Origin of the sequence: Hymenobacter cavernae, assembly GCF_014641455.1 — a bacterium.
GTDB lineage: Bacteria > Bacteroidota > Bacteroidia > Cytophagales > Hymenobacteraceae > Hymenobacter > Hymenobacter cavernae.
Genome location: NZ_BMHT01000008.1, coordinates 17,142 through 41,863, shown reverse-complemented (window position 1 = coordinate 41,863; position 24,722 = coordinate 17,142). Strand labels below are relative to the sequence as shown.

18 protein-coding genes are annotated in these 24,722 nt (G+C 56.3%); 9 read left to right on the top strand and 9 right to left on the bottom strand.

Annotation, left to right across the window (positions count from 1 at the left end):
* The first annotated feature begins 105 nt into the window (after positions 1-105).
* On the top strand, positions 106-1,554 hold the full coding sequence (locus IEX74_RS19625; protein ID WP_188815738.1) for a CCA tRNA nucleotidyltransferase: 1,449 nt from the start codon (positions 106-108) through the stop codon (positions 1,552-1,554).
* Positions 1,555-1,608: 54 nt separating this feature from the next.
* Here IEX74_RS19625 and IEX74_RS19620 read toward each other — a convergent pair whose 3' ends face one another.
* Positions 1,609-4,242 (bottom strand): PspC domain-containing protein, encoded by a 2,634-nt coding sequence (locus tag IEX74_RS19620; RefSeq protein ID WP_188815737.1) that lies wholly within the window; start codon positions 4,240-4,242, stop codon positions 1,609-1,611.
* A 48-nt stretch (positions 4,243-4,290) separates the two neighbouring features.
* A complete protein-coding gene (locus IEX74_RS19615) occupies positions 4,291-4,650 on the bottom strand; it encodes a PadR family transcriptional regulator (protein WP_188815736.1) in 360 nt (119 codons plus the stop codon).
* A 337-nt stretch (positions 4,651-4,987) separates the two neighbouring features.
* Here IEX74_RS19615 and IEX74_RS19610 point away from each other — a divergent pair, with 337 nt between their 5' ends.
* From IEX74_RS19610 to IEX74_RS19595, 4 genes are all read left to right on the top strand, one after another.
* On the top strand, positions 4,988-6,091 hold the full coding sequence (locus IEX74_RS19610) for a putative type IX sorting system protein PorV2 (RefSeq protein ID WP_188815735.1): 1,104 nt from the start codon (positions 4,988-4,990) through the stop codon (positions 6,089-6,091).
* A 90-nt stretch (positions 6,092-6,181) separates the two neighbouring features.
* Positions 6,182-11,290, top strand: a complete 5,109-nt coding sequence (gene porU2, locus IEX74_RS19605) for a putative type IX secretion system sortase PorU2 (RefSeq protein WP_188815734.1) — start codon at positions 6,182-6,184, stop codon at positions 11,288-11,290.
* Positions 11,291-11,434: 144 nt separating this feature from the next.
* A complete protein-coding gene (locus IEX74_RS19600; protein WP_188815733.1) occupies positions 11,435-12,004 on the top strand; it encodes a Crp/Fnr family transcriptional regulator in 570 nt (189 codons plus the stop codon).
* Positions 12,005-12,125: 121 nt separating this feature from the next.
* On the top strand, positions 12,126-12,875 hold the full coding sequence (locus IEX74_RS19595; RefSeq protein ID WP_188815732.1) for an SDR family NAD(P)-dependent oxidoreductase: 750 nt from the start codon (positions 12,126-12,128) through the stop codon (positions 12,873-12,875).
* Positions 12,876-12,953: 78 nt separating this feature from the next.
* Here the strand turns inward: IEX74_RS19595 and IEX74_RS19590 are convergent, their stop codons facing one another.
* The 3 genes from IEX74_RS19590 to IEX74_RS19580 form a co-directional block, all read right to left on the bottom strand.
* Positions 12,954-13,439, bottom strand: coding sequence for a dihydrofolate reductase (locus tag IEX74_RS19590; RefSeq protein ID WP_188815731.1), 486 nt, complete (start codon positions 13,437-13,439; stop codon positions 12,954-12,956).
* Positions 13,440-13,500: 61 nt separating this feature from the next.
* On the bottom strand, positions 13,501-14,448 hold the full coding sequence (gene fmt / locus IEX74_RS19585) for a methionyl-tRNA formyltransferase (protein WP_188815730.1): 948 nt from the start codon (positions 14,446-14,448) through the stop codon (positions 13,501-13,503).
* A gap of 107 nt (positions 14,449-14,555) precedes the next feature.
* Positions 14,556-15,779, bottom strand: a complete 1,224-nt coding sequence (locus IEX74_RS19580; protein ID WP_188815729.1) for an exo-beta-N-acetylmuramidase NamZ family protein — start codon at positions 15,777-15,779, stop codon at positions 14,556-14,558.
* Between the two features lie 48 nt (positions 15,780-15,827).
* Here IEX74_RS19580 and IEX74_RS19575 point away from each other — a divergent pair, with 48 nt between their 5' ends.
* Entirely contained in the window at positions 15,828-17,042 is a 1,215-nt protein-coding gene (locus tag IEX74_RS19575; protein ID WP_188815728.1) for an ABC transporter permease, read from the top strand.
* A gap of 199 nt (positions 17,043-17,241) precedes the next feature.
* On the opposite strand, the gene IEX74_RS19570 is transcribed toward IEX74_RS19575, so the two are convergent.
* Positions 17,242-17,928 (bottom strand): peptidoglycan DD-metalloendopeptidase family protein, encoded by a 687-nt coding sequence (locus tag IEX74_RS19570; RefSeq protein WP_188815727.1) that lies wholly within the window; start codon positions 17,926-17,928, stop codon positions 17,242-17,244.
* A 180-nt stretch (positions 17,929-18,108) separates the two neighbouring features.
* Here IEX74_RS19570 and IEX74_RS19565 point away from each other — a divergent pair, with 180 nt between their 5' ends.
* Positions 18,109-19,275 carry a ferredoxin--NADP reductase gene (locus IEX74_RS19565; protein WP_188815726.1) on the top strand — a complete coding sequence of 389 codons (1,167 nt, stop codon included), beginning with the start codon at positions 18,109-18,111 and terminating at the stop codon, positions 19,273-19,275.
* Between the two features lie 148 nt (positions 19,276-19,423).
* On the top strand, positions 19,424-21,169 hold the full coding sequence (locus IEX74_RS19560) for a M3 family oligoendopeptidase (RefSeq protein ID WP_188815725.1): 1,746 nt from the start codon (positions 19,424-19,426) through the stop codon (positions 21,167-21,169).
* Positions 21,170-21,284: 115 nt separating this feature from the next.
* Here the strand turns inward: IEX74_RS19560 and IEX74_RS19555 are convergent, their stop codons facing one another.
* Both IEX74_RS19555 and IEX74_RS19550 read right to left on the bottom strand, forming a co-directional pair.
* The gene (locus tag IEX74_RS19555; RefSeq protein WP_188815724.1) at positions 21,285-21,593 is read right to left on the bottom strand and encodes a hypothetical protein; all 309 of its coding nucleotides are present in this window, start codon (positions 21,591-21,593) and stop codon (positions 21,285-21,287) included.
* 331 nt (positions 21,594-21,924) lie between these two features.
* On the bottom strand, positions 21,925-22,518 hold the full coding sequence (locus tag IEX74_RS19550; protein WP_188815723.1) for a hypothetical protein: 594 nt from the start codon (positions 22,516-22,518) through the stop codon (positions 21,925-21,927).
* A gap of 204 nt (positions 22,519-22,722) precedes the next feature.
* Here IEX74_RS19550 and thiL point away from each other — a divergent pair, with 204 nt between their 5' ends.
* Positions 22,723-23,751: a thiamine-phosphate kinase gene (gene thiL / locus IEX74_RS19545; RefSeq protein WP_188815722.1), complete on the top strand. Its 1,029-nt coding sequence runs from the start codon at positions 22,723-22,725 to the stop codon at positions 23,749-23,751.
* A 189-nt stretch (positions 23,752-23,940) separates the two neighbouring features.
* Here thiL and IEX74_RS19540 read toward each other — a convergent pair whose 3' ends face one another.
* Positions 23,941-24,315, bottom strand: a complete 375-nt coding sequence (locus IEX74_RS19540) for a hypothetical protein (protein WP_188815721.1) — start codon at positions 24,313-24,315, stop codon at positions 23,941-23,943.
* Between the last annotated feature and the right edge of the window lie 407 nt (positions 24,316-24,722).

The following is a 24,722-nucleotide window of genomic DNA, read 5'->3' as shown; positions in this document are numbered from 1 at the left end:
CAACAGCAGAAGTCGACTCAACTTATTGAGTCGGGTAAGTCAGATTCTTCGCTGCTCTCGGAATGACCTTCTACCTTTGCGGGAAGTTTCGCTTACGATTTGCTTATGAAGTCCCCGCAACTCCCTGATCTGGCTTTGTTTCACACCATTGCTGCCGCTGCCGGCGAGCTAGGTTATCCCGCGTACGTGATTGGCGGCTTTGTGCGTGACCTAGCTTTGGAAAGGCCGAGCAAGGATGTCGATGTGGTGTGCGTGGGCGATGGAATTGAGCTGGCGCAGGCCGTCGGGAAAAAGCTGCCGGGCCGGCCACGGGTCACAGTATTCAAGAACTTCGGGACGGCCATGCTGCCCACGTCTGACGTGGAAGTCGAGTTTGTGGGTGCCCGCAAGGAAAGCTACCGGGCCGATTCTCGCAAGCCTGAGGTAGAAGCTGGCACGTTGGAAGAAGACCTAGCCCGGCGCGACTTTACCATTAATGCCCTAGGTCTGAGCCTGAACCCGGAAGATTTTGGCGCCTTAGTCGACCGCTACGATGGCGTGGGCGACCTCAAGCGCAAAACCATTCGCACGCCGCTCGATCCAGATATTACTTTCTCCGACGACCCCTTGCGCATGATGCGGGCCGTGCGCTTTGCCACGCAGCTCGACTTCGATATCGAGCCCGACACCTACGACGCCATTGCCCGCAACAAGGACCGCATCAAGATTGTGTCGCAGGAGCGGATTACGGTGGAGCTGAACAAGATTATTGAGGCACCTAAACCTAGCTACGGCTTTAAGCTGCTATTTCAGAGTGGCTTGTTGCAGCTGATTTTCCCTAAGATGGCGCAACTCTACGGGGTGGAGCGCGTGGGGCAGCACGCCCACAAGGACAACTTTTACCACACCTTGCAGGTGCTCGACAACGTAGCGGCGGCGGGCGGCGACTTGTGGTTGCGTTGGGCGGCCATTCTGCACGATATTGCTAAGCCCGCCACCAAGCGCCTCGACCCGAAGGTAGGCTGGACGTTTCACGGGCACGAGGACAAAGGTGCTCGCTGGGTTCCCCAAATTTTTGCGGAGCTAAAGCTACCCCTGGGGGAGGAAATGCGCCAGGTGCAGAAGCTCGTGCGCCTGCATTTGCGCCCGATTGCCTTGGTGAAAGAAACCGTAACCGACTCGGCGGTGCGCCGCCTGCTCTTCGAAGCCGGCGACGATATCGACCGCCTCATGACCTTGTGCCGAGCGGATATAACCAGCAAAGACCACCAGCGGGTAGCGCGCTATCTGCGCAACTTCGGGGTGGTCGAGCAGAAGCTGAAGGACGTGGAGGAAAAAGACCATCTGCGCAACTTCAAGCCCGTCATTACCGGTGAAGTCATCATGCAAACCTTTGGGCTGAAGCCTTCTCGCGAAGTAGGTGAGCTGAAGGATGCGGTGCTGGAAGCCATTCTGGACGGTAAAATCCGGAACGAAATGGAGGAAGCCTTTGCCTTCCTGTTGCAGCTCGGAAAGGCAAAAGGGCTTCCTCCGGGAGACACCTCACCATTTGGCTCCCTGGTTTCAGTTGAGTAACTGAGTGGATGACGTTCAAAAAACCTTGCTCATCCACTCAGTCACTCAACGCAGTTACTCTTTCACGTGCGTGACCCGCGAAGAGCCTGACGTTTCATTCTTGACTTCTGTAGGGTTACCGGCGTAGTCGACATAGCTGGCGCCGCTCAGGTCGGTGCGTAGCTCATTGGCAACCCGCACCCTGGCCCGGCTCACGCCACTTAGCTCCAGGTTGGCTCGTTCCGATTGCAGACCTAGGGCCTGAATCTGACAGGCACCTGAGCCTTCGGCGTGTAGCTCGTTGGCGCGGCCCCGCAGATCAGTGCGGCAGGCGCCACTCAGGTCAAGGTCAAGGCGGGGTACGTCTACATCCAGCACCGCGGCGCACGCACCGGATTGTTCTACGGTCAGCGCCTCCCCGCTGAAGCCAGCTACGTCGGCCCGGCAGGCGCCGCTCAGATCAAGGCCACGAAGCGTGGGCACTTGCACCCGAATCAGGACGGGGTTGCGGTTGCGGTTGGAGAAGCTGAACCACGAGCCGGAGTTGCGGTTCCGGATTATCAGCCGGTCACCTTCCGTGTCCACGCGCAAGTCGCGCAGGTCACGTTCTTCACCGGCCGCTTCAATCTTGAATTCGCTGCCTTGGCGCACATAGACGCGGTAGGCTCCACTGGCTTCGATGCGTTCGAAGTCGCGCTGGTTGAAGGTGCGGCGGCCTGAGCCATAAGCACCTAGCTCAGTTGGGAAGCTAGCTCGGTCGACATCAACCTTTACATCCACGTCGCCATCTTTGCCGCCGTCGGTGTCGACGTGCACGCGCATATTTTCCCCATTACCTAGGTCTACGTGTACATCGTCGCCGTCATTGTCATCATTGTCGCGCTCATCGTGCATTTCAGCTTCTGTGCAGCTGATGCACTCCAGCTGATTGCCACGCAGGCGGAAACGGCGACTTTGCACCTCCTCCGGACGATGATTGTTGACAAATGATTCTTCGTCAAGCAAATAAGCAAAGCTGCTGGATAAGCGGTAGGTTTTGTCCTTTGGCAAATGCAGCACCAGCGAGATCTTCTGGTCGCGGAACGTGGCACCGGGTCGGAAGCGGACACTCTCATCGAACGTCAGTACGGAGTCGCGCTGTTGCACGCCATAAGTTACGCTGTTAGCGGCGGTTTCGATAGCAGCGGCTTCGCTGGCGCCGCGCGCCGTAATTTCCTGCTCCATCCGAATCACTTGCCCACTATCGGTACTAACCAGCGTAATGCGGGGGCGGTCGGTCATATGCTCAAAATCACGGGTTTGCAGCACCACCGTGGGGTAAGGGCTAGGCGTGAAGTTGCGGGTGGTCGAGTAGGAGCCTTCATCCTGAAAGTCGCGGCTGATGCGCACGGCTGCTATGCTCGTGCCCATAATGCTCAGCAGCCATAAGCCCAACAGGGATAAGCTAGCCGTGCGCTTCAGAATGGAGCGGCGCAAAAGCAATCCTAGGCCAAGCAGCAGCATAGATAAGGCCGGAATGGCACCCGTGAGATAGAAGGCAAACAGCGACCAGGTAGGTACGCTATTCATGAAGAAGTAAGGCGGGAACGGTCCCGTGTGTACAAAGCTCTGCGACTCTGGCACCAAGCCAACTCCTACACCTAAGGCAATAGTGAGCGACAGCAGCAACAAGAAGCCGATGACAACCAGCATTGCGCCCACAAACCACCGGATAGCAGTGCCAATAAAGGCAAACAGCGGACCTAGGTTACGGAACAGCTCTTCCAGAAACGTACCCACGGGCCGGCTGGAGCTGGCTCCGTCGCCATCCAGGGCGTTGTTGCGCAAGGAGTTATCGATGCTGGACAGGGTAACCGCGTCGCCGCGCATTCGCATCTTATCCGATACGGTTTTAGCCTCGGGCAGCAAAATCCAGAGGATGATGTAGAGCGGAATGGCAAAGCCGCCGGCGAAGATAAATACCACAAATAGAATGCGGAGGAGCACTACATCGGTCTTGAAGTAAGCGGCCAAACCGGCTGATACACCACCTACTTTACCATTGTCCGTGTCGCGGTACAATTTTTTGAACGTTGGATCTTCGTTGGCGGGCGGTGTGTCATAGCGCTTAGGAAGCGCAATCCAGAGCACCACGTAGCTGAGGAAGGCCAGGCCGGAAAGCTTGCCGCCAAGATCTTCTAAGCGAGTATCATCGAGCAGAATCGGCAAAATGATGAAAAGCGCTAAGAAACCTAGGCGGAACCACAGCGGATTAGTGGAGAAATAACGAGCTAGGCCCGCGGCTACACCCGCAATCTTGCGGTTGGCCATGTCGCGGTACAGGCGCTTAGGCTCATTGGCAGCCGTGGCGGTGGTTGCACCCGCAGCAGCGGTGCCGTTAGCCGTGTATTCAGAATAAGTAGCTGCCCCGCCCGCCAGCGCTTCCTCTTCCTCCTCGGCCTCATCCGCCGATTGGAAGTCGCTCACCCGTCCCATCTTGGCTACCATCTCCTGCACGTCCTCCAGCGTAATAATCTGCTTATTGGTGGATACCCGGGCCGCAAATAGCTCGGCAATGCGGCTCTCGATGTCAGCCACGATTTCTTCGTGGCCGCGGTAGCTGCTGAAGTGTGCTCTTACCTCGGTCAGATAGCGGCCGAGCACTTCGTAGCCGTCTTCTTCAATGTGGAAGATCAGGCCTTGGAGGTTGATACTGATGTTCTTTTTCATCTCAGTGCTGCAATTCAAGATTAACTCGAAAAAAACGGGACCGGGGTATTAGACCAGCGGTGGGGCAGAGCCATTGGCGTGCGGCCTCTGGCGAATAATGCGGATGGAGTCCGAAACCTCTTCCCACGTCAGGCGCAGCTCGTGCAGAAACTCCTGACCTAACGGGGTGAGGGTGTAATACTTACGGGGCGGGCCGCTCGTGGACTCCTTCCACGTATAATCGAGCAGGCCGGCGTTTTTGAGGCGGGTCAGCAGCGGGTAGAGGGTGCCCTCTACCACGATCATGCGGGCGGCGGTGAGCTCCTCCAGCATATCTGACGCATAGACCTCGCCGCGGGCAATGATTTCCAGGATGCAGAACTCCAGAATGCCCTTCCGCATCTGCACTTGGGTGTTCTCTACTTTCATGGCTGAGGCAGAAATCGGTGAAGAATGAGACAAATATAATAGAAGGTACTATGCAACGCAAGGTACTAAAGCAAAAAAAGTACTGTATGCTTTAAGATTTCTGCCTTATGTGTTAGTTTTTTTGGTTAATATACTGGCGTATAGAGTGTTGCTTTTAAGAAAAATACTGGCATACGGCACGCACTGGACAGCAAGCAGACCTAGGTAGCCGCAAAACCTGAAAAATCTAATGGTCTGATTTGTGCTGCTTTGGCTTACAATCAGGAATTCAGGACGCACTAGAATTGAGTATCTTGCGTTCGACTGCGGATTAACCGTTCGTCTCTTTACTTATTCTATGCTGCACTTCTCCAAAATCACCAAGCTGCTTCTCGGAACTGTTTTCACGCTAGGCTTGGCAGCCTCCGCGGCTGCCCAGAGCAAGGATGTTACCCCCAAATACAGCAATGACTTTCTTAATATCGGAGTAGGTGGCCGCGCGCTGGGGATGGGCGGCGTGCAGGTAGGCTTGGTTAACGATGCTACTGCCGGCTATTGGAACCCTGCGGGATTGGCTACGCTCAAGACCAAATACGACGCGGTGCTCATGCACTCTGAGCTGTTCTCGGGTATCGTGAAGAATGATTACGCGTCGTTTGCGATGCCTTTAGATGATAAGAGTGCCATCGGGGCGAGCATTATCCGGGTGGGTGTGGATAATATTGCCGACACACGGGCGCTGGTAAACGAGTACGGCCAGATTTCTTATGATAGAATCACGTACTTCTCGGTAGCCGATTATGCGTTGTTGCTCTCGTACGCGCGCAAGGTTGGCAATGTCGAAGGATTGTCGATTGGGGCCAACGGCAAAATCATTTACCGCAACATGGGCGACTTTGCCAACGCGTATGGCTTTGGCATCGATGCGGGCGTGCAGTACAACCACGGCGGTTGGCGCCTGGGTTTGATGGCGCGGGATATTACGACCACCTTCAACGCTTGGCAGATAAACGCCGACAGCTTCCAAGGGCCCGCTACCGTCGGCGATTCTGTTCCCAAAAACAGCAATGAAATCACCCTACCTAGGTTCATCCTGGGCGTGGGGCATGCCTTTAAGCTGCCAGGCCAGTTTACAGCTTTAGCCGCCGCCGACTTTGACATCACCACGGATGGCCGGCGCAACACGCTGGTTTCCACTGGCCTCATCAGTATTGATCCGCACGCGGGAGTGGAGGTGGCCTATAATAACCTGATCTTTCTGCGCGGTGGTGTAAACAATATCCAGAAGATACCCAGCGGCGTCTCAGGTAAAGATGAGTGGCGGCCGCAGCCGAACCTAGGTGTTGGGCTGGCGCTGAGCGGGCTGCGGCTGGATATGGCGCTCACGCGCTTAGCGGTAGATAAGCTAGGGGGCTCTTCCGTTAACTCCATCATCGTGTCGCTGGGCTACGGCTTTAAATAACAATAAGTTAAGGTACGACTTTTGAGAACGTCGCTGCCAGGGCGGGCCGCTGCCTGACCGATCCGTAACATTTCCTATCCTAATTGCCGGATGCTACAATGCTACCGCTTGCACCAGCTAGTGAGCTGGTGTTTTTTTCTGAGTCTGTTTCTATTACGTAGTGGATCGGCTGCCGCTCAATCGGGGCCTTATGGCAACGAGTGGATTGTGCCGGGCCAGCACTACTATAAAATCAAAGTAGCCCAGGACGGGCTCTACCGTCTTAACTACCAGTACTTAGCCCAGGCGGGTCTGACTAGTGCTGACCCACAACGGCTGCAACTGTGGCGCCGGGGCAAGGAAGTGGCTATCTACGTAGGTGGCAACCAAACCGCACTCGACCCGACAACCTTTATCGAGTTCTACGGTCAGCGCAACGACGGGCAACTCGACCGTGGCATGTACAAACAGCCCAGTGACCAGCCTCACAATCTCTACAGCCTCTATACCGATACAGCTGCTTACTTCCTGACGGTAGCGGCCACGGCCCAAGGCAAGCGCATGAGCGAATCGAACCTGGCGGGCACAGGCACTCCGCAGCCTTACCGCCTGCAGACGAGCCTGAAGATTCAGAAAGAAGATTACTCTGATGTTAGCCTAGACAGCTACATCTGGCAAAGTTGGGCCGAGCCGCAGGAAGCATTTTTATCAGGAGAGCTTGTTTATGGCAGAGTCGGCTATTCCTCGGCCGACTCAGTGCGTAGTGTATCGCCCCTAGGGCCACAACCACGCATAGAGGTTCTGGTAGCTGGTAGCTCAAGCGCTGAGCACGCGACCAAAATTTCAACGTTTTCGACTTCCGGAAGTACGATTGAGCTAGGTACTATCCAATACACTGGATATGCCAGAGCTAAGCGAATATATTCGCTACAACGAGATAATGTTGTAAATCAGAACGATCAGCGGGTAGTGCTGCGGTTTGATGCGGTAAATCCTACACCTTCCGGGGGCACTGCGGATCGGTATCGGATTGGCTACGTGCGCCTGACTTACCCGCAAACCAACCGTTGGTTTGCCAACCGGCGCAGCGTTGCCTTTGCCAATGATTCCACGCTAAGCGGTCAGCCGTATTTTGTACTGGATACTATCCCGGCCACTACTCGCGGCTACGATATAACGGACGTGTATAACATACAGCGGGTGGAAGGACAGGCCGTAAGCAGCACCAAGCGTGGCTTCGTATTTCCCACCGCCGTCGGGCGAACCCACCAACTTCTGGTAGCCGATATGGCGCGGCCCTTAATGCCGCCAACGCCCGCCCAGAAGGTGAGTTTTCGGGCATTTACTCCTAGCTCCTCTAACTTTCTGATCGTCAGTCATGCTGCCCTGATGAAGCCCGTGGGCAGTGTAGCCAACCCCGTGCGGGCCTATGCCGACTACCGAGGTTCGGTAGCTGGTGGGCGCTACGATACGCTGGTCGTAACATCCGAGCAACTTTATAATCAGTTTCATTACGGAGAGAAGTCGGCGCTGGCCATCCGCCAGTTTGCGCAATGGATGCTGACGGATAACCGCCCTAAGAGCCTGCTGCTGCTGGGTAAAGGTCTGATTACGGGCGAGTACCTTAATGGATATCACCGGCAAAACCCCAATATCTCGCCGTTCAAAGACTTGGTTCCGACCAGCACCCGCAGTGCCTCGGATGCCTTCTTTACCGCTGACTGGCAGAACAACAGCTATGTAGCGAAGATGGCGACCGGACGAATCTCGGCCCAGACATCCACCGAGGTGCTCAACTATCTAAACAAGCTCAGGGAGCATGAAGCGCTGGGAGTAGCCGGTTGGCGGAAGAACGTGCTGCACTTGGCTGGTGGGGAAGACCCAAGTCAGTTTGCGCAGTTTCAAGGCTATCTGAATGATTATAAGCAGCACATTGAAAAGCCGCTCTTTGCCGGGAAGGTGGTTAAAACGTATATGCGCTCCACGGTAGGCGGGTACAGTAGTTTTCCGGTCAACATTAACGTGGCTGCAGAGTTGAATACCGGGCTCTCGTTGATGACGTATTTCGGACATGGCTCCCTCAACCGCTTCGACCTGAACCTAGGTAACATCAACGACCCAACCAATAACTATAATAATAAAGGCAAGTACCCGATTATGTTCTTCTACGGCTGTGCCGCGGGGAATGCCTTTACTATCGGCGACTCTGATATCTCTTTCGGAACTCAGTGGACCCTGGCTGCCGACAGAGGGCTAGTTGGGTTTATGGCGGAATCCAGCTTTGGCTTCGATGCCAACCTGGATGCCTACGCCGATTTATTGCACAAGCTGCTGTTTAATGAGCCCGTCTGGTACGGCAAGCCGGTTGCGGCCGTGCAGAATGAAGTAGCACGCCGGCTCATGCCGATGTACCTAGGTAACAGCGCCGGCATCAACATGCTGATGAGCACCATCTGGCAGGGCGACCCGGCACTAAAGCTCTACGCGCCTGAGAAGCCCGACTTTGTAGTGGCCGACAGCTTGTTGCAGATCAAGCCGATTGGCACGGAGCCAGTGCAGGCGTCGTCTGAAAAGTTCAACTTGCTGGTGAAGGTGAAGAACCTAGGTAAGGTGACCTACGATTCGGTGCGCATCTCGGTGTCGCGCCAGATTACGGGGCAAACGCCGCGGCTGATTACGCCCAAGGCGTTCCGCCAGGCCTGGCGCGACACGATCTACACAATTGAAATTCCTAACACCGGGGTTGTGTTTGGTGATAATCGGTTTGTAGTCAACGTTGATTATAAAAACGAAGTAGTCGAGCTGGACGAAACGAACAACCAGGCCAGCATCAACTTCAGCTTCCTGCAAGGTGGCGTCACGGCGCTGAACCCGCCCGAGTTCGGTATTGTGGCGTCTAACAACGTGCACTTAGTGGGGCAAACCAACGACCTGCTGGGTGCGCAGCGGAAGTTTGAGATGGAGCTGGATACAATACCTAGCTTTAACAGTCCGCTGGTAAGCCGCACGCAGGTAGATGGTACGCTACTGGCCGAATGGCGCCCCGTGTTGCCCACGATTGCGAATCGCGACAGTATAGTCTGGTATTGGCGCCTGCGGTTTCAAACACCACAGGCCGGCGAAAATCCGGAGTGGTCAACCAGCTCTTTCCGCGTAATCAACGGCAGTTCCGGAGGGTGGTCGCAGAGCCACTACGGGCAGTTCCGGCGCGATGTACTCACCGATGGGTTGAGCGTCGACACGCCATCAGGGAAGTGGACTTTTCGGGAGATAACGCAGGGAATTACGTTACGCACCCAAGGTGGCAGCACGGGCGCCGTGTCTACCTTTCAGAACTCTTATGGCATTACGGTTCAGAATGCCGGTAGTCCTTATGTGAACAACTGCTTGGTTAACCTGCCTGATATGTTGGTAGCCGTATTTGATGGTCGCTCTTTCAAACGACTGCCAAAGCTTGGTACTAACTACTACATCTGCGGGCAGGACGACCAGTTCTTCTACCACTTTGCCAGCAGCGGCACCGACCATATGAATACTCTGTCGGGGCAGAATCGGCTGCTGGCATTGCTGAACGAGGTGCCCGACGGGGCTTACGTGGCTATGGTTTCCATGAACCGCCTGGGTTATGTCTCGTTCACCCCGGCTCTGAAGGCCAAGCTAGCCAGCCTAGGTTCGCGGCTCATCAACCAGCTGCAAGACGGCGACCCTTTCGCTTTTGTAGGACAAGTTGGCGCTGGTGCCAACCCCGTGCAGGAGCTGACCTATGACGCCAGCAGCACCGTGCCCCGCATCGAGCAGGTGATTACGCTGGATGCCACCCTGCGCACCCAAACCGGCAAAGCCACCATCACTTCCACCCGCATCGGGCCGGCGCAGCAATGGACGACCCTCTTCCACACCGTCCGGACGGAGGCTTCGGATAGCTACAAGCTCAGCATCGTGGGCATTGATGCCGCTGGTACTGAAACCGTGCTGAACCCCAACGTGACCGACCGGGCCTTGGCACTCAGCAATATAGCTGCCAAAGACTACCCGTATTTACAGCTGGTGCTAGAGCTGAGCGATACGCTCAAGCGGACTGCGCCGCAGCTGGAGCAGTGGCTGGTTGCCTATCAGGGCGTGCCGGAAGGCGTGGTGCGCCGCGACCAGGTGACGCCTGCCACCGCCTACGATGCAGCTACTTTGTTGCAGCAAGCCACCCAAACGGGCTATATCACGCTGCCCGTTACATTCCAGAATATATCAAATGTTGATTTTGGTACGCCGCTGAAAGCTAGGATAACGGTGCGCGACGGCAAGAACGTGGTGCGAACCGATGACATCACGGCGCCTGCTACCTTAAAGGCCGATGGTTCGGTGGTGTTCCCGATGAGGCTGAACGTGATTGGTCTGACGGGCACCATCACGGGCCAGGTTGACGTGAACCCGCGCCTTTTGCCCGAGCTGAACTACTTCAACAATCAGTTGACGCTGCCGCCTTTCACCTTAGTCGACAACAACCTGCCTCCGGTGCTGGATGTCGCTTTCGACGGTCAGCACATCCTGAACGGCGATATTGTGTCGGCAACACCTACTATTCTGGTGCAGCTCAAAGATGAAAACAAGCTCCAGCCCGTAACGAATGCCAGCAACTTCAACCTCTTCCTGACAAAGCCCGGCCAAGCCACGCCCGTGCAGGTCAATATGACTGGTTCCGACATCGTTTTCACTGCCGATCCGGAAAAGGGCATTTCGCGGGTAGAATACCAGCCCGGTAAATCGGCGGCGCTGACCGATGGTGTATATACGCTGGAAGCGCAGGCGCGCGACGCAAACAGCACGGCCGCCGGTACGGAAAACTACAAGATTTCATTTGAGGTTATTAGCCGCTCGGCGATTACCAATATCTTCCCGTACCCTAACCCGATTACCAGCAAGGCCAAGTTCGTGTTCACGCTCACCGGCTCGGAGCTGCCGCGCAACATGAAGATCCAGATCATGACGCTGACCGGCAAAGTGGTCCGCGAAATCCTGATGAACGAGCTAGGTCCGCTGCACATCGGCAACAACATCACGGAGTACGCCTGGAACGGCACCGACGAGTTTGGCGACCAGCTCGCTAATGGCACCTACCTCTACCGCGTCGTGATGGACGACCCCGATACCAAATTCAGCCGCCGCGGCACCGCCGCCGATAAAGCCTTCAAAAAGGACTGGGGCAAACTGGTGCTGCTGCGTTAGGAGGTGAGTAGCCAACGCCTTTTGTCAGGCGTAGGGTGGCGAAGACTAGTAAAATGTGGGTGTTGAGCAGCAAATAGGAAGCTTGTCTATCTACTGCGCAGGACCCACATTTTATTAGAGTACTCACTCCTGTATCTTCGGGCAATGAAGGAGTTTCTGGAGTACATTTCGCAGCTAGGCAGCCTGAATGAGCAGCAAATTAGCTTGCTTTCGCAGAAAGCAACCAGCGTTTCCCTGCGCAAAGGCGACTACTTTTTAGAGGCTGGTACCATTGGCCAGCGGGTCGGATTCGTGGTAGAGGGCGTGTTTCGGGTTTGCCATTACACAGATCAAGGCGAAGAAGTTACCCACTATTTCATCGAAGAGCGGCGCATGATAATGGATGTACGCGGGCTTGTAGAAAACAACGCCTCGCCTTACCATGTACAGGCCGTCACGGACTGCCAGCTCCTGGTGTTTTCCGCTCAGGATTGGCGGAACCTGTCTGCTACGATTGCGGGCTGGGATGCCATTGTGCATAAGATTATCGCGAAAACACTGAGCCAGAAGCTGGAAAGGATTGTGCCGATGCTGGCCCAGGATGCCATGACGCGCTACACCTCTTTCATGGAGAAATATCCGCAACTGGTTAACCGGGTGCCACTTGCCTATCTGGCTTCCTACCTAGGTATCACGCAATCCTCTTTGAGCCGCGTGCGAAAAAATATCCGATAGAGCGTTTTTGTCATTTGGCAAAAAAACTTCTTGCCAGAAGTCAGACTTTTGGGATGCAGCTACTTGCAACCTCACCAAGCGGCACAAACCAATCAGACCGCTATAACCCAAGGAGTTTTGTATGAACACTAAACTTGTCGCCCTTGTCACGGGGGCAAATCAGGGCATCGGCCTGGAAATAGCGAAGGCACTCGCAGCGCACGACTATACCGTGCTCGTCGGGTCGCGCAACCTCGAGCGGGGCGAGGCCGCCGCCAAGAGTGTCGGCGCAAACGCGCACGCGGTTCAGCTCGACGTAACGGTTCAGGCTTCTATCGACGCTGCCGCCGAGCGGATTCGCAGCGAGTTCGGCCGGCTCGATCTGCTGGTGAACAACGCGGCCATTTCCAACACGCGTGAGCCGGGTACGCCGTTCGAGGAAATCCTGCAATCGAGTCGCCCGAGCAATGCCTCCTTGGACGAAGTGCGCGCCGTGTACGAGACGAACGTGTTTGGGGTCATTGCCGTCACCCAGGCGATGCTGCCGCTGCTGCGCGAAGCGCCGGCCGCGCGCATTGTCAACGTGTCAAGCGGCGTCGGCTCCCTGACGTTGAACGCGGACCCTAGCTTTCCGTATCGGGCCGGCTTCAGCGTTGGTTACTCCGCCTCGAAAACGGCCCTGAACGCCGTTACGCTGGCTTTCGCCATTGAACTGGAATCGACCAACATCAAGGTCAGGGCCGTGAGCCCAGGCTTCACGGCAACGGCGCTCAATAATTTTGCCGGCACCGAAACGGTCAAGCAAGGCTCTCAGGCGCCTATCCGAGCTGCCCTCGACCAAGATGGCCCAACCGGCACATTCACCGGCCCGGACGGGCCGTTGCCGTGGTAGGCTAACCTAGGTTTCAGCAAGTACAAAAAGAAGAGGCTGCCACTTTGGGCAGCCTCTTCTTTTTTCTGAATAACCGCCTTACCGCCGCTGCAAGGTTACGAAGCTGTAAGCGTAGGCATGTTTCTCGTCGGGCTCGTGTCGTTCGCGGGTGGTTTCGCGCCACTCGCTATGGTTGATTTCGGGAAAGACGGCATCCCCTTCAAAGGAGTGATGCACTTCGGTTAGGTAGATCGTATCGGCGGCACTCAGCGCTTGCCGGTAGATTTCGGCGCCGCCAATGACAAACACCTGCTCGTCGGTTTGCTGAGCTAGCTCTAAGGCGGTGGGCACGGAGTAGGCCGCTATACAGCCTTCTGCTTGCCAACCTAGATGCCGCGTAACGACAATATTGGTACGCTTCGGCAGCGGCCGTCCAATCGATTCGAACGTGCGCCGCCCCATGATGATCGGGTGACCTAGGGTCAATTCTTTGAAATGGCGTAAATCGGCGGGCAAGTGCCAGATGAGCTGGTTGTCGCGGCCAATCACGCCGTTTTCCGCCACGGCTACTACGAAAGCAATCATTTTGAGAATGAACAATGAGCAGTGAGGAATGAGCAATCAACTGACGGAAGTGGTGAATTGCTCATTGTTCACTGCTCATTGTTAATTGACTTACGTTGAAACCGCGCAGAAACTCTGCCACGGACATACGTTTCTTGCCTTCCAGCTGAACATCAAGCAGATCCAGCTGACCAGCGGCGGTTTGTACGCGTAGGTAGGTTCGCCCATCCGACGACCAACTGCCGACGGCACCAGGAGCCTCACTGTCAGGTAGTGTCGCCGCTTTGAACACCTTGAGCGTCCGGCCGTCCGGTAGCTGCGTGAAAGCAGTCGGGATGGGCGAGAGGCCGCGCACCAGGTTGACGAGGGCCGCGGCCGGTTGGTTGAGGTCCAGGCGGCCGGTTTCCTTCTGAATCTTGGGAGCGACGCGCAAGTCGCCGGCATTGGATTGCGGCAGGCTGGGAGCGGTGCCGGCGGCAATGGCTTGCACCGTGCGCAAAGCTAGGTCGGCGCCAGTTGCTTTCAGCTTTTCATACAGCGAGCCGAAATCATCATCAGGCGTAATCGGTACCACATCCTGGAAAATCAGGTTGCCGGTATCAATTTCGTGCTGAAGAAAAAAAGACGTGACGCCGGTTTGCGTTTCGCCGTGAATCAGTGCCCAGTTAATCGGCGCGGCGCCGCGGTATTGCGGCAGTAGCGACGCATGAATGTTGATGGAACCTAGCTTTGGCATGTTCCACACCGCTTCCGGTAGCATCCGGAAGGCTACGACCACTTGCAAGTCAGCCGCGTAGCTTTTGAGTTGAGTCTGAAACTCCGGTGATTTCAGATTGGTGGGTTGCAGCACCGGCAGGTCGTGCGCCTGGGCAGCTTGCTTCACCGCCGAGGCGGCCAGCTGCCGGCCGCGGCCGGCAGGCTTGTCGGGTGCCGTCACGACGGCCACTACCTGGCAGCCCGGCCAGCTGAGCAAAGATTCTAAGGTAGGCACCGCAAACTCGGGCGTGCCCATGAAGATGATTCGAAGCATAAGTAAGTTTCTCGCAGAGGTTCGCGCAGGTAAACGCAGAGGTCCGCGGAGCATACGATAGAACACTGCGAACCTCTGCGTCTACCTCCGCGAACCTCTGCGAGAAATCAAAAATCAGTGTACAGCAAGTACTTCTTGCGCATGGCCTTGTACTGCCCCAGCGCCGGCTCCCACGACTTGCGGATTTCGGCCTCCGATTTGCCGGCTATGATCTGCTCGCGCAGGGTACGGGTGCCGCTGAGCTGCTCAAAGTACTTGGTGAAAAACTTGTCCTTGACGTTGCTTTGCTGGTAGAAGTCCAGCAGATACTTCAGCGTGAAAACTAGGTCGTTACCAGTTGATTTCAGATCGAGGCCATAGCACAGCTTACCGTTTTGGGGTGGTGTGGGCGAGCCGGGGTTGGGCCTAGGTGTGAAGCTGAACGGGCGCGTGCTAGGTTGCGTGGGCGCGCCTATCACCTCAAACGGCGTACTGGTACCCCGACCTACGCTCACATCAGTACCTTCGAACAGGCAGATAGTGGGGTAGAGGTCCACGGAATGCGGAGTGGGCAGGTTGGGCGAAGGCGGCACGGGCAACGAATAGCGCGTGGCATGAGTGTAGCCTGCCACGGGAACCACCGTCAGGCGGCATTGCCGGCCGCCGGCCAGCCACTTTTCGCCGTTGATCATCTTGGCCAGCTCGCCAACTGTGAGCCCATGCACCACCGGAATCGGGTGCATCCCCACGAACGATTTGTTCGCCGGCTCCAGCACAGGGCCATCCACGTACCAGCCATTGGGGTTGGGCCGGTCCAGGATGATGACTTCCTTGCCCTGCTCGGCGGCGGCTTCCATCACGTAGTGCATCGTGCTGATGTAGGTGTAGAAGCGCGTGCCAACATCCTGAATATCAAAAACAAGTACGTCCAGGTCGGCCAGCATTTCGGGAGTGGGCTTCTTGGTGGCGCCGTACAAAGAGCGCACGGGCAAGCCGCTGCGGGCATCTTTGTCACTTTTGATGAGCGCGCCGTCGGCTGCTTCGCCCCGGAAGCCATGTTCCGGCCCGAAAATAGCTTTCACCATCACGCCCTGCGCGAGCAGCGTATCCACCAGGAAGGAACGGCCGACCCGCGAGGTTTGGTTCACGACCAACCCCACACGCTTGCCTTTCAACCTAGGTAGGTAGCTGGCAAACTGCTCGGCGCCGGTGCGCAGGCTAGCCTTGGGCGCAGCGGTTACGGCCGCGGCAGCGCCAGCCGATTGCCTGGGGTGCGTGGCCGTAGATACGCAGCTGGTATCGGTGAGAAGCAAGGAGAGGCTAAATAGGCCAGTTAGAAGAGGTAAAGACATCCGAAAAGTGAACTGGAAAACTGACTACAGACGTGTAGCTTTACGGCAGTGAATATTGCGCGCTACATATCCCACAAGATTGATGGGGCCGACTCAGGTTCTTTTACCTCGTCGGTCACAAAAATAGCCATAATCAGTGTTGCCCTCGGCGTGGCAGTCATGATTGTGTCGTTTGCCATCCTGGAAGGCTTTCGAAATGAGATTCAAAGCAAGATTTTCTCTTTCGGGGCACACCTGCAAATCAGCAAGTACGACACCAACAACTCGCTGGAGGTGGAGCCCATCGGCGAGCCGCGCCTGGTGGATGAGCTGCGACGGTTTCCGCAGGTAAAATCCATCCAGCCGTTTGCCCGCAAAACGGCCATCATCAAAACCCGCGACGAGGTGTTGGGCGTGGTGCTGAAAGGCGTTGACGAGAAAACCTCGCTCTCGCCGATGCGCCAGAACTTGGTGGCCGGCAAATTCCTGACTTTCCCCGACTCTTCGGCCAGCACCGACGTGCTGCTCAGTCGCAAAATTGCGGACAAGCTGCGCCTAAAAGTGGGCGACGAGGCGCTGTTCTACTTTATCCAAAACCCACCTAGAGTTCGCAAGTTTCAGGTGCGCGGCATCTACCAAACCGGCCTCGACGAGTTCGACGACGTGTTTGTGATGGGCGACATTCGGCAGATTCGGGAGCTGAATGCTTGGCCCGACTCGCTGGTAGGTGGAGTAGAGGTGGTGCTGCGCGACTTCAAGCAGCTCGATCAAGTGTCGGAAGGCATGTACGAGAACCTGCGCTACGACCTCAAGCTCGATAAGATTACGGACCAGTATGCGCAGCTTTTTGATTGGTTGCAGCTGCTGAACCGCAACGTCGTTATCTTTCTGCTGCTCATCATCTTCGTGGCGACGTTCAACATGGTGGCCACCATCTTCATCATGATTCTGGAGCGCACCAACATGATTGGCGTGCTCAAAGCCATCGGCGCCACCGACAACCAGATTCGGAGCATGTTTTTCTTCCGCGGGCTGAGTCTGACGCTGCGCGGCATGCTCTACGGCAACCTGGTGGGGCTAGGTTTCTGCGCTATCCAGTACTTCTTCCACCTCATTCCGCTCGACCCCGAGAACTACTACATGGACCGCGTGCCGATCCATTGGGACCCATTCATTATCGTGGTGCTGAACGTGGCGACCTTCTGCACTTCGCTGCTCGCCGTGCTGATTCCAACGTATCTGATTTCACGGATTCGGCCGGTTACAGCCATCAAATTTGATTAACACCTCGTTGTCATCCTGAGCGCAGCAACGCGGAGCGAAGGACCTCCCTCTGAGAAGCGACCAACTTGCTACAAGCGAAAAGCCCTTGATCAACCACCTAGGTTGATCAAGGGCTTTTCGCTTGTAGCAAGTTGGTCGGGTAGAAGAGGGAGGTCACGCCGCTTGATGCGCGGAATCTTCGTCAGGATGACAGGGCGGGCTACAGCCAGCGGCTTTTCAGAATCAGATTCGGGTCGGGGCACAACTCCGCCCACTTCTGCCGTTCCTCTGGCAAGGCCACACCGGGAAAATCGCCGCGGCGGCCTTCCATATCGGCTATCACCTGAAAATGCAGGTGCGGCGGCCAGTCGCCATTCTCAGGATAGGGACCGACGGTGGCAAAGGCTTCGCCCTTTTCCAGCGTTTGGCCTTCGCGCAGCAGCGGCAGCTCGCGCCGACCTAGGTGCCCGTAGAGCGTGTAAAATGTGGTGCCTTCCAACTCGTGTTGCAGAATAACGGTGGGGCCGTAGTCGCCGAAATTGGCGTTATCGGCTAGGCTGTGCACGGTGGCGGCCAGCGGAGCCAGCACCGGCGTACCAGCCGGCAGCCACACATCCACCCCTAAGTGCAGGGAGCGGGCGGGCACGGCCGGGTCGCCAAACAGGTCGGGGCTGCGCCGGTAGATGACGCGGTTTTCGAGGTAGCCGCCCACCCCAACGCGGGCACTTTGAGCGGCGAGCATTGCTTGCACAACCTGCTCAAAAGCAGCGCTGTCGCGCAGGTCGGCAGCAAGCAGGGTGGGGTTGGTGGCCGTAAAGTCGAGGCGGCATACGTCAGCGCCGTTCAGGTCGACGGGCAGAACCGCACCGAATTCCGCCTGATGGCGCAGGAGCAAAGCAGAGAGCATAAAATGAAGATTCTGGGGTGGGAGCTAGGCCGCAACCTAGGTTGTAGCTATAATAACCAAAGTGCCAAAACAAGGCTGCAAGCTAACCCGTCCGCGACAAAACCACGTACTTTGTTGTTGCGCCGAACCTGCGGCACCCTAACTCGGTTATCCTACTCAACCTAGCTTTTTATTGCGTACATGAGCAGTCCTTATCTCACGCTCAACGTCGTCGAGCTTACTCCCGAAACCAGCGACGCCGTAACCATTCACCTCGAACGGCCCGACCGCCAGCCCATTCCCAGCGAGCCTGGCCAGTTCCTGACCCTGATTCTACCCTGCGGCCCCGGTGGCAAAAAGGAGCGCCGCGCCTACTCCCTGAGCAGCACGCCCCACGAAGCCCCGCGCCTGTCCGTCACGGTGAAGCGAGTACACGGCGGCTTGGTTAGCAACTATCTGCTTGATACTGTGAAAGTAGGCCAGCAGATCGAAGTGATGGCGCCGCTCGGCAACTTCACCGTGAAACCTAGCCCTAAAGCCGCCCGTTCGCTGGTGCTGGTGGGCGCGGGCAGCGGCGTCACGCCGCTGATGAGCATCCTGAAAGCCGTGGTCCGGGAAGAGCCCAACAGCCATGTGCTGCTGGTGTACGGCAACCGCAACGAGGAATCGGTCATCTTCCGCGACCAGCTCCAAAAGCTTCAGGAGCAATATCCTAGCCGGCTGCAAGTGGAGCATGTGTACAGCCAGCCCACCGGCAAAACCGAGGCAAAGAGTACTTCCTTTTTCAGCCGCTTCACGTCTTCCAAGCCCGCGGCACCTAGCCCGCACCAGCACACCGGCCGCCTGAACCGCACCATGCTGCTGCGCATTCTGGAGCAGAAGCACCAGTTCCCGGCCGAGCAAGCCGAGTACTACCTCTGCGGCCCCGAAGGCATGATGAACGAAGCCCGCGCTGCCCTCGACCTGCTGGGCGTGCCAGCCAACCGTATCCGTCGGGAGAGCTTTGTGGCGGCCGCCGAAACAATGGAAGCAGCCGCGGCCCAACCCAACGGACACGGTGACGTATCAGCAGCTGACGACGATGGGAAAATCGTGACCCGTACGGTTACGATTCAGTACGAAGGCACTGAATACGAAGTGGAAGTGGCGCCGTCCCAAACGATTTTGGAAGCGGCGCTCGACCTGGACATTGATCTGCCGTATTCCTGCCAGGCGGGTTTGTGCACGGCTTGCCGCGGCAAGTGCCTTTCGGGAAAAGTGCATCTGGATGAGCGAGAAGGGCTTTCTGATGCGGAGTTGAAGCAAGGTTATGTGCTCACCTGTGTTGGGCACCCGCTGACCGACGATGTAGTGATTGAGCTTGATTAAACCAATAAATTGGTTTTGCGCAGAGGGGTCCTACCGCCGTTTCCGGGCCCGCTAAACACGGATGTCCGCGGCTATTAAGCCTGCAGGAAATTCCGGTTGAGCTACCAAAAAGTCCTAACAAGAAAAAACGTTAGTGTATCTTGTACCCATGATAAATGCCGCCCCTGAACCCCAGCTTGCCTCGGCTACCGAAACACAGCGCCCCCCGCGCCAGTACCTCCCCGAGGACTTTACCGTCACTGATTGGACTGCACTCGAACCTTATTTTTTAGAACTCCGCGACCGGGAAATCAACTCTTCGGAGGAGCTGGAACGGTGGCTTCTTGACCGTAGCGAGCTGGAAAGCGTATTGAGCGAAGACTTGGCCTGGCGCTACATCCGCATGACGTGCGACACCCAAGACACGGACCGCGCCGAAGCTTTTCAATATTTTGTAAGTGAAATAGAGCCTAACGTCGCTCCCTACGACCACGCCCTCAACGAAAAGATGATGGGCTCGGACTACCTAGGTGGCCTCGACCCGGCCCGCTACCAGGTGTTCATTCGCTCGGTGCGCCAAGCCCTGGAAATATACCGTGCCGAGAACATTCCGCTTAAAACCGATATCAGCACCAAGCAGCAGCAGTACGCCGCCACGGTAGGGGCCATGACGGTGAAGCTCGACGGCGAAGAAATTACGCTGCCCCGTGCTGCCGACCGCCTTAAGAATCCGGATCGGACGGTACGAGAAGAAGCTTGGTACGCTATTCAGGCGCGCCGCCAGCAGGATGCCCAACCTTTGGATCAGCTTTTCACGGAGTTGATTCAGCTGCGTCATCAAACGGCATTGAACGCGGACTTTGCCAACTTCCGCGACTACATGTTCGCTGCGCTCGGCCGGTTCGACTACACGCCCGAGGACTGCTTTGCCTTTCACCGGGCCATCCGTGAAACCGTGGTGCCGCTGATCGATGAGCTTGACCTGGAGCGCCGCCAAGACCTAGCTTTGCCTGAGCTGCGCCCTTGGGACCTCGACGTGGACGTGTCGGGCAAGGCGCCGCTCCGGCCGTTTGACACGGGCGAAGAGCTGCTGGAAAAGACCGTTACAGTGTTTCAGCGCCTCGACCCCTACCTAGGTGACTGCCTGCGCACGATGCGGCACATGGGCCACCTCGACCTGGAGTCGCGGAAGGGCAAAGCGCCCGGTGGCTACAACTACCCGTTGGATGAAACCGGCGTACCGTTCATCTTCATGAATGCTACCTCGTCGTTGCGCGATGTGGTGACCATGCTGCACGAAGGAGGCCACGCCGTGCATAGCTTCCTGACGCGCTCCTTGCCGCTTTCCGCCGACAAGCACCCGCCGTCAGAGGTGGCAGAGCTAGCTTCGATGAGCATGGAGCTGATGAGCATGGACCACTGGGACCTGTTCTTCAACGATGAAGATGAGCTGCGCCGGGCTAAGAAAACGCACCTCGAAAGCGTGCTCGAGACCTTTCCCTGGGTTGCTACCATCGACAAGTTTCAGCACTGGATCTACGAAAACCCGAACCATAGCATTGAGCAGCGACACAACTGCTGGGTGCAGATTTTCGACGAGTTCAACCAGCGCACGGTGAGCTGGAAAGGCCTGGAGCGCTTCAAGCCCTACTTGTGGCAGAAGCAGCTGCACCTCTACGAAGTGCCTTTCTACTACATTGAGTATGCCATGGCGCAGCTCGGCGCTATTGCCGTCTGGCGCAACTTCCGCCAAAACCCGCAGGAAGGGCTGGCGGCCTACAAGCGGGCGCTGGCCCTCGGCTACACCGCTCCGATTGGTGAGATCTACGCTGCCGCCGGCATTCGTTTCGACTTTAGCACCAGCTACTTGCGTACTTTGGCCGACTTCGTGCGCGAAGAAATGGCGAAGCTGTAAGCCGAAGCTAGCAGCTAACGTTCTGAAAAAGAAAAGCGGCCCGGAGCAATCTGGGCCGCTTTTCTTTTTTGCTAAAAAGAGCTGGTTTAATACAGTTGAAGTTTCGGAGGCAAGCTCAATACTGCCCCGATGTTGGCTGTACCTCCGTGATACAAAGGATATGCACCGGGCGCCCGACCTGGCAAGTTGTGGCCCGGTTTACTTCTATAAACCGAATCAGCACCTGCTGGCCTTCATAGGGCGTGAAGCCTTCCCACACCTGCGCATCCGGCGACAAGCGTGTGCCGTTGGGCAGTTCCAGCACGAAGCCGCAGCCGTCGAGAGCGGTGAGGTCGCGCACGGTGGCGCGCACATTGCACTCAGGACCTACAGTGAGCAGGCGAGCGTCGCGGCAGGCGGGTAGCAGTGCTATAAAAAATCCCAAAGCAAGCGCCGTAAGAATTCTTGACGGACGAAGGAATAGCGTTGGGGAGGGTATCGTAAGAGACAAGGGGAGCAGCAGTAAGGGCGACCGGCAATCCAGAGACGTACAAAAATGTAGGAATTAAACCGGTTTGTAGTTGATTTTATCTTTCCTAACAGGAATTGTTCTTTAAGCTATAACCAATATATAGAAATCAAGTGGATGATTGCCAGGTTTTTAGAGCCTTGTTAAGGCTGTTTGGCTCACGCTGCTTGTCCTTGGCAGAAACCTAGGAAACATAAGAGTGTCGAGAGCAGCCAAGCGCCGCTATAGACTGACTGGCTTCTGATGCCTAGGGTTGCAGCTCAAAGAGAGGCAGCGGCTGTAGCTTCGCGTATTTGCCACCCAGCTTTGAAAGCTGCTCTTGGTGTAGCTTCAGGTAGTTGTTGAACTGCTTGGCCGCTTGATCGTAGCGCAGCCGGTAGCCTACTACTTCATTATCAGATGTTTGTATTCCTTCGGTCAGGTTGCGTACCATCTCGCTGGACTGACCGGCGGCGGGCTGCGCAATGGGGTAGAGCACATGTAGCAGCGAATCCTGGGCGGCATCGTAGGCGTCAATCTGGGCGGAGTTGGCCATTGTCTCTTGGTTGTAGCGCAGGCGCTTCAGGCGGTCGTTGGCGCGGGTGAGCAGCTGAAGCTGGCTGTGGTCGGTGCCGGGCTGGTTGGCTAATTCGCGCAACACCTGCCGCGTTGCGCTGATTTTGGCATCATCGCTGGCGACCATCTGGGTCCAGCGCGCATCTACGGAGTCGCGCAATACGTCGAGCTGGGCTTTAGCGGCGGCCGGTGAAGCCAGGTCGGCCGATTTGGGCGAGCGGTCCGTTTTGCAGGCATCAAGGCTAGCCAACAAAACGAGTAAGGCTAGAGGGAAGATCTTTTTCATGGGAACAATAACGTACAAACAGATTAAAATATTCAAGTAGCATGAAGCTCCTTCTTCGCGTATCGTTGAACGACCAGACCTAGATTAGTCGAACGATTTCGTTCAACGATACGCGAAGCGCAGGCTTCGCGCTACATCCTGAAGTCAACTCGCGCTACAACGTTATGGCCCTTACCTTTGTCCCACGCAAATCAGTATTCTTTCATGAGCGACGTAACTCCTTTAAATACCCTGGGTGAATTCGGCCTGATCCGCCGCCTGCAAAACACCGTGACCTTGCGGCAGGCCAGCACTAGCCTCGGCATCGGCGACGATGCTGCCATCATCACGCCCGCCCCAACCAGTGATGTGGTCGTGAGCACCGATCTGCTGGTGGAAGGCGTGCATTTCGACCTGACGTTTGCCCCGTTGAAGCACGTCGGCTACAAGGCGGTGGCCGTCAATGTATCAGATATTGCTGCCATGAATGCCACGCCGACCCAGATTGTGGTAGGCCTGGCTATTGGCGCACGCTACTCGGTAGAAGCCATCGAGGAGCTGTACGAAGGCATGCGCCTGGCCTGCGAAGCCTACAACGTGGACCTGGTGGGTGGCGACACCACTGCCAGCCGAGGCGGCCTCACCATCAGCGTGACGGCTATGGGGCAGGTGCCCGGCGGCCAGGCCGTACGCCGCAGCGGAGCCCAGCCCAACGACCTCATCTGCGTGACCGGCGACCTAGGTGGCGCCTTCATGGGCTTGCAAGTGCTGGAGCGTGAGAAGCAGGCCTTCCTCGCCGACCCCGACATGCAGCCCGAACTAGGCAGCTACAGCTACGTGGTGCAGCGCCAGCTTCGCCCCGAGGCCCGCATGGATATCGTGCACGAGCTGAAGGACCTAGGTATCACGCCTACCAGCATGATCGACATTTCCGACGGCCTGGCTTCCGAGCTGCTGCACATCTGCGCTGCTTCCGGCACGGGCGCCCGTATCTTCTCCGAAAACCTGCCCATCGCCAATCCCACGCTGGAAGCCGCCGGCGAGTTCAACCTCGACCCCATCATGTGTATGCTCAACGGCGGCGAGGACTACGAGCTGCTCTTCACCGTGCCGCTCTCCGCCTACGACAAGCTCAAAAACCACCCGGATATTACCATCATTGGCAACATCATGGTGAAGAGCGAAGGCGTGAACCTCGTGACGAAAGCCGGCCAGGCTGTGCCGCTGCAAGCGCAAGGCTGGCAGCATTTCTAAGCTAGGTTTTCTCTCATCTGTCATCCTGAGCTTGCGAAGGACCTCCCTCTGATAAGCGAAAAGCTCTATTTTAACCGAAAAGCCCTTGATCAACCTAGGTGGTTCATCAAGGGCTTTTCGCTTGTAGAAAGGTTTTCGCTTATCAGAGGGAGGTCCTTCGCAAGCTCAGGATGACAGATGGAGAGAGTGCTAATCCTCTGGATAAGGAATGTACACGAAATTGGTAAACTCCTCATCCAGCACGAAGAGGCAGCAGTACTCATTCGGGTCTTTGTAAGTCTGCTCGAAGGCTTCCACGTTTTCGGGCGCAATGATGCGCTGCTGCACGAAAAGCTCCAGGTAGGAGGCGAAGACGTGCCACTCCAGATCTAGCTCATCGGCATTCACCAGCAAGCCACCCAGCGGCACTTCTTGGCGGGCAAACACGAAAATAGGGTACTTGGAAATGTCGCGCTTGCGAATCTGCGACGACGCTTCCATGAGCGTATCAGAAACCGTAGCGAAATCCTTGGTGATGGTACCTAGGTATTTGCCGTTCAGTTCGGGGTCGTTGGCGTAATCCATAAGGTTGTTCTAAACTACTGGTGCTTTTTTCTTTTTACGAAAAACCAATACCGTAAGCAAATAGCTAGTCAAAAAAGCTAGGTGAAGTAAAAGCGCCCTGCGTGGAGAACTTGGCAAAAGATAAAAGGACCATAAGCAAGCCAAGCCTGTCAGTGTCAGACTGATATAAGACTCTTTGATTGTTTTGGCAGCAACAATATTCTGAGCAATAATTATCACAAAGAAGCTCAGTAATATAATCGTCAGTGAAATACCAATAGAAACAGATCCGAGAGGAACGCCATCAAGCCTATAAAACATTCGCACAGACAACGAACATAGGAACCAGCATGTGAATAGTTGAAATAGCGTTCTTAGGACTGTCTTCATGCTAAGTAGTAACTACTTCGCTAGGGTAAACTTTTTGA